A 6,294-nucleotide genomic window follows, 5' to 3' on the forward strand; every position below is an offset into this window, starting at 1 on the left:
CTGCTCCCGCAGTTGTGCGTCGGTACGCGCCGACAAGGCGACGAGCCGTGCGCCGGGCGCGTCCCGCTCGTCGCGGTGCGCCGGGCTCGACGGGGCCTCGGCAAGCACGAGATGGGCGTTGGTCCCGCTGTAGCCGAAGGAACTCACCGCGGCGAGGCGGAGCTTGCCCCGGCCCGGCCAGGCGCGTTCCTCGGTGTTCACGTAGAACGGCGTGCCGCTCAGGTCGATGTGCGCGTTCAGACGGTCGTAGTGGATGGTCGGAGGCAGCGTCTGGTGCTTCAGGGCGAGTACGGCCTTGAGGGTGCCCGCGACGCCCGCGGCGCAGGCGCTGTGCCCGATGTTGCTCTTGACCGAGCCGATGGCGCAGTACGAGGTCCGGTCGGTGTGGGCGCCGAAGCTCCGCACGAGGCCGTCGATCTCCACGGGGTCGCCGAGTGCCGTGCCCGTGCCGTGCGCCTCGACCAGCTCGATGTCGGCCGGGTCGATGCCGAACCTGTCGTACACCCGCCGCTGGAGTTCGGCCTGGGCCTCGGCGTTCGGGGCGGTGATGCCGTTGGAGCGGCCGTCCTGGTTGACGCCCCAGCCCTTGATGACGGCATGGATCCGGTCGCCGTCCGTCAGGGCGTCCGGGAGCCGCTTCAGCAGGAGCATGCCGACGCCCTCGGCGGGGACGAAGCCGTCCGCCCGCTCGTCGAAGGCGTGGCAACGCCCGGTGGGCGACAGCGCCCGCAGCTGGCTCATCGCCACGTGGACCCCGGTGCCCGGGATGACCCAGACGCCGCCGGCCAGGGCGGTGTCGCTGTCGCCCAGGCAGAGGCTGTCGCAGGCGGCGGCGAGCGCCACGAGCGACGACGAGCACGAGGTGTCGATGGACAGGCACGGGCCCTTGAGGTTCAGGGTGTACGAGATCCGGCTGGCCATGATCGCGCTATTGGTGCCCAGGTTCTGATGGGCACTCAGCCCGCTCTCGTCGACCCGGCCGCCGTAGCCGTTGACCGAGCAGCCGATGAAGACGCCGCAGCGCGTGCCCGAGAGCGTCTCGGGGTTGTGACCGGCGTCCTCGACGCAGCGCCAGCTCTCCTGCAGCAGCAGGCGCTGCTGCGGGTCCATGACCTCGGCCTCGCTGGGCGAGATGTTGAAGAACAGGGGGTCGAAGTGGTGCGCGTTCTCTAGTACGCCCATCCACTTGCTGTACGACTTGCCGGGCGTCCCGGGCCGCTCGTCGTAGAAACGGCCCACGTCCCACCGGGACGGCGGCACCTCGGTCACACAGTCACGGCCGGCGACGATGTTGGCCCAGAACTCGTCGAGGTCGGCGGCCTTGGGAAAGGCGCCGGACATGCCGACGACGGCGATGTCGACGAGGTCGACGGACGGGCGCGGGGTGCCGGCGGAAGCGGTGGGCGTCGGGGACACCGGGGGCCCGGCCGGGGCCGTCTCCTCGGCAGCGGCGGGCTCGGGCGTGGCCGTGGCCCTGGCCTGTGCTTCCGACTCCGTCTCCGCCTCGGGGAGCGACGCCCCGTGTTCTCGCGTCAGGTACGCGGCCAGCTCGGCGATGGTCGGGTGGCCGTACACCGTAGTCGCGGAGAGCGAGAGCCCCAGGCGGGTGTTGACGGACCTCGTCCAGGTGACGCCCGTGATGGAGTCCAGGCCCAGTTCGACGAACGGTGTGTCGTCGTCGATGTCGGACTCGCCGAGTTCGAGTTCCCTGGCGAGGCTCGCCCGGAGCCACACGGCCAGCGCGTCCTCGGCGGAGCCGGACGCGGGTGCGGCGTCCGCGGGTGCGGCGTCCGCGGCCGGGGCGGCGGGTTCGCCGTCCGTGCCGTGCAGGCAGGCGGCCACGTGCGCGGCCAGGTCCGCAACCGTCGGGTGGCTGTAGACCTGCGTGGCGGAGAGCGCGAGCCCGAAGTGCGTGTTCAGCTTGCGCGTCCACGTCACGCCGGTGATCGAGTCCAGGCCGATTTCAACGAAGGGCACGTCGTCGGCGACGTCCGACGCGGGCAGCTCCAGCTCGTCCGCGAGGCTCTTCCGCAGATAGGCGGCGATGGCGTCGCGCGCCCCCGCGTCTTGAACGCGGGTGGCCGAGGGCCGGGGGGTGACGGCACTCATCAGATCTCCCATGAGGCCCCCGATCAGGGCGGCCAGCTCGCCGAACGTGGGGTGACCGCACACTTCGGCCACTGTGAGGGACAGCCCGAGGGTCCGGTTGATCTCGCGCAGCCACACGACGCAGGAGATCGAGTCCAGTCCCAGCTCCACGAGGGGGAGGTTGTCGGGGCTGGAGGCCGGATCGGTTCCCAGAACGCCGCCCAGCGTCTCTCGCAAGAACCGCCGCAGGTCACTCTTGGTGCGGATCTCTGTACCTGACGGTCGTGTCATCGTTCCGCGCCCCCGTTCGCCTCGGCTCGCCCGCCGGGGACGGAAGCGCGTCCCGGGGTGGTGCCGGTGATGCGGCGGATATGCCTGGTCAGCGATGCGTTGAGCGCGTCGGGGTCCTCCAGCATCGCGAAGTGCCCGACGCCCTCGACGAGTTCGACGTCGACCCCGCGGCGCGCGGCCGAGTCCGTGTCCGTTGGCATCCAGGAGGTCGAGTTGACCAGGGCCAGCGGAACGCCGGGGTTCCGGGGCAGCCGCTGAAGGTACATCAGCATCTCCCGGAACGCCGCCGACACGATCTCCGCGCCCACGTGCGCCCGCGTCCGCTCCACCAGCTCGACCAGGTCCGCCCGGCGCGTGCCGGGGAACAGCTCCTCGGCACGTACGGGATCTTCGGCGAAAGTCCGTACAAACCGGTCGATCTGGGCCTCGCTGAGCGGCCGCGGGTCGAAGGTGTGCAGTGTATCCACGCCGATCATGCCCCGGACCCGGCCGCCCAGCAGGGGCTCCGCGGCCAGCATGACGGGCCCGCCCAGGGAGTGACCGACGAGGATCACGTCCTGGGCACCGACGTGGTCGACGACGGCAGCCACGTCGGCTGCGAACGCCTCGACGGTCCAGCGCCGCCGGTCGCGCCCGGACCAGCCGTGCCCGGCGAGGTCGAGGGTGACCACGGTGAAGTCCTCGGCGAAGTGCTCGACCTGGCGGTCCCAGTACGACTGGTCGCAACCCAGGCCGTGGACGAACACCAGGGCGGGGGCGGCGCCGCGCCTGCCCCGCACGCGGTGGTGGACGGGGATGCCGTCGGCGCTGCGCACGACTGCCCCGGCTTCGTCCGGGGCGGCATGGTCCGGCTTGCGCGCGATGATCCCCACGTGCTCCATGTCGGGCCCGGGAGCCCCGTACGCGCCCTGGTCCACGCCGACCGCGCCGAAGTACCCGGCCCGCTCCACGACGAACCCGGCGGCCTCGCACTCCCTGCGGAACACCTCCGGGTCGAGGGCGTTGATCAGGCTCGGTCCGCCGACGACGTGCGCCGGGTCGAAGTGGGTCGCGACATCGGGGATGTAGCCGGGCCACGGGTCGCCGGCCCGCCTGCGCTCCTCGTACTCCGCCGCCTTGGAGGCCCAGTAGCCGAAGTAGGGCGAGTCCGTGCTCAGGAACACCTTCCCGCCCGGCACCAGCCAGCGGAACATCTTGCGCAGCGTCAGCCGGACGTCCTCGGGACCGAGGAAGTGCATGACGCGGCCGGCATGGACCGCCGTGAAGCGGCCGTCGGCGAAGTCGACGTCGGGCAGCACGCCGCGTTTCAGCGTCAGCCGCTCCCTGGCCTCGTCGTTGACGCGCTGTCCGAGGATGTCCAGGTGCCTGCGCTCCATGTCCAGCGCGACGACGCGGGCTCCGCGCTCCAGCGCGGCGATGCTGGCGACGCCGTACGCGCAGCCCAGGTCCAGCACCTCGCCGCCGCACCGCCCGGCGTACTCGGCGAAGTCCGAGGAGTACGGGACCAGGTGCTCCACCATGACGCCGGTGCGGTTCAGGGTCGCCACCATGCCGCCGAAGCCGATGCCCGCAGCCGACTTCAGGTCGTCCAGGATGTCGTGCGCCAGGGTGACCGGGCGCGTGGCAGCCGGCTGCTCCGACGCGGGGTCGGCAGTGGCGGACAGCGCGGTCAGCGTCACCGCGCGGCGGGGCCGTGCGGTGGCGTCGTCGAGCCGGTGCGGCAGCCGGGTCACGTCGGTTAGCACGACTCGCCGGGCCGCCGGTGCGCCGCTGAGGGCGGGCCGGGGCACATCCGCGACGGGAGTGCCCTGTGGCGCGGGGCCGGAGGGGGCCTGCGGCGTGGCGGGCTCGTGGGCGGCCGCCGGTGCGGAGGCGGCTTCCTGCCGTACCCAGTAGCGGTTCTGGGCGAACGGATACGTGGGCAGGCGCAGCCGCGTCGGACGGGGTCCGGCGGTCGGCAGTGCGTCCGGGCAGGACACGTCGTGCCCGGCCACGTAGAGCCGCGCCAGCGCGGTCAGGGCCGTCCTGCGCTCGGTCGCGTCCAGCTGTCCGTCCCTGACCCGGGCGGTCCAGGAGGCGACGTCCTCGCCTCCCGTACCCGCGGAGAAGTCACGGGCCACCGTGCCCGCGAACCAGGCCGGGTCAGGCGTGCTCCCGCCGTCGCGCCAGGCGCGCCACAGCGCAGCCGCCTCGTCGAGGGTGTCCACGACAACCGCGCAGCGGTGCCGGAAGTGGTGGCGGCCGCTGAACAGGGTCCGGTTGAGCTGCGGCAGATCGGCGTCCCGCAGGTCCCCGCTGTCGATCCGGTCGAGAAGGCGGTCCACCAGCTCGCCCAGTGCCTCCTGGGTCTTGGCCGAGAGCGGCAGCAGGTGGGTGGTGGCGCGCGGGGCGCGCACCGGCGCGGGGGCCGTGTGCTCGCGTACGACGACATGGGCATTGGTGCCGCTCATGCCGAACGCGCTGACCGCGCCCATGCGCGGCCGGCCCTCCGTCACCCACGGCTTCGTCGCGGTGTTGACGTAGAACGGGCTCTCGCCCCAGTCGATGTACTCGGTCCCGTCGCGGTAGTGCAGGCTCGTCGGGATGATGCCCCGGCGAACCGACTCCGACAGGCACATGAGACCCACCAGGCCGGAGGCGGCGAAGGTGTGGCCGAAGTTGGTCTTCGTCGACGTCAGCGCGCAGAACTGCCCTTCGCCGGCGGCGCCGCGGGCGTGGAAGGCGGCCCGCAGCGCGTTCACCTCAACCGGGTCCCCGAGCTTCGTGCCCGTGCCATGGGCGACGACATGGCCCAGGTCCCTCGGGTCGATCCCGGCGCGCTCGTAGACGGACTCGATCAGCTCGCGCTGAGCCTTCCCGGCGGGCGCGGTGATGCCGTTGGTGCGGCCGTCGTAGTTGAGGCCGCTCGCGGCGATCACGCTGTGGACCGGGTCACCGTGCGCCTCGGCCGCGTCGAGCGGGCGCAGCACGAGGGCCGTGACCGCTTCACCGGGGACCATGCCGTCGGCGCGCCGGTCGAAGGTGAAGCAGCGTCCCTCGGGGGACAGCATGCCCGCCTTGTCCATCGCCGCGAGTGCCTCGGGGGTGAGGACGAGGTTCGCGGCGGCGACGACGGCGATGTCGCACTCCTTCTGCCGCAGGCTCGTGCACGCCTGGTGCAGGGCCACGAGGCCCGACGAGCAGGACGTGTTGACCGCCAGCACCGGACCCTTGAGGTCCATGAAGTACGACAGCCGCGCGGCGAGGACGCCGTCGTGGTTGGAGGTGACGTTGCCGCCGTCCTTAACCAGCAGCTGGTAGTCGCCCTGCTCCACGCCGACGAACACGCCGACGCGGCGGCCCTCGAGCTCCTCCGCGCCCAGGGCAGCGTCCTCCAGCGCCTTCCAGCACTCCTGGAGCAGATGGCGCTGGCGCGGATCGAGTGTCCGGGCCTCCTTAGGCGCGAACTCGAAGAAGGCGGCGTCGAATTCGTCCGCCCAGTCGATGCTGCCCATCCAGGGGTAGCGGTCGTCCGGGCCGTCAGGTGCCGGGGCGTCGCCGAAGCGCACGGCCGGCAGCCGCTTGACCATGTCCCGGCCCTCGGCGAGGGCGTCCCAGAACTCGGCGACCGAGCGGCAGCCGGGGAAGATGCCGCTCATGCCGATGACGGCGATGGGCTCGTCGCGCCCGGCGGGCGTGGGGGCGGGCGGTTTCGGCTCGGTGGGTTCCGTGGCGGTCTCCTGCGCGGCAGCGGTGCCGGGCTGTGCGTCGAGGGACTGCTGTCCGGCCAGATGCTCCGCCAGGCGCTCGACCGTCGGGTGGTCGTACAGCACGGTCGGCGGCAACCGCAGGCCGAGGCGGTCCGACAGCTGGTGGGCGAGCTGGGTGAGGCGCAGCGAGTCCAGCCCGAGGTCGACGAAGGTGCTGCGGTCGTCG

General features: G+C 72.4%; 2 protein-coding genes. Both read right to left on the reverse strand.

Annotated features, from left to right (window positions below):
- The coding region (locus AB0B89_RS34065; protein WP_358561139.1) for a beta-ketoacyl synthase N-terminal-like domain-containing protein at positions 1–2,379 on the reverse strand (2,379 nt) is incomplete at its 3' end.
- Positions 2,376–6,294, reverse strand: a 3,919-nt coding sequence (locus AB0B89_RS34070) for an alpha/beta fold hydrolase (protein WP_358561142.1), incomplete at its 5' end; no start/stop codon positions are given. The genes AB0B89_RS34070 and AB0B89_RS34065, both read right to left, overlap by 4 nt.

Origin of the sequence: Sphaerisporangium sp. NPDC049002 (assembly GCF_040649355.1) — a bacterium.
GTDB lineage: Bacteria > Actinomycetota > Actinomycetes > Streptosporangiales > Streptosporangiaceae > Sphaerisporangium.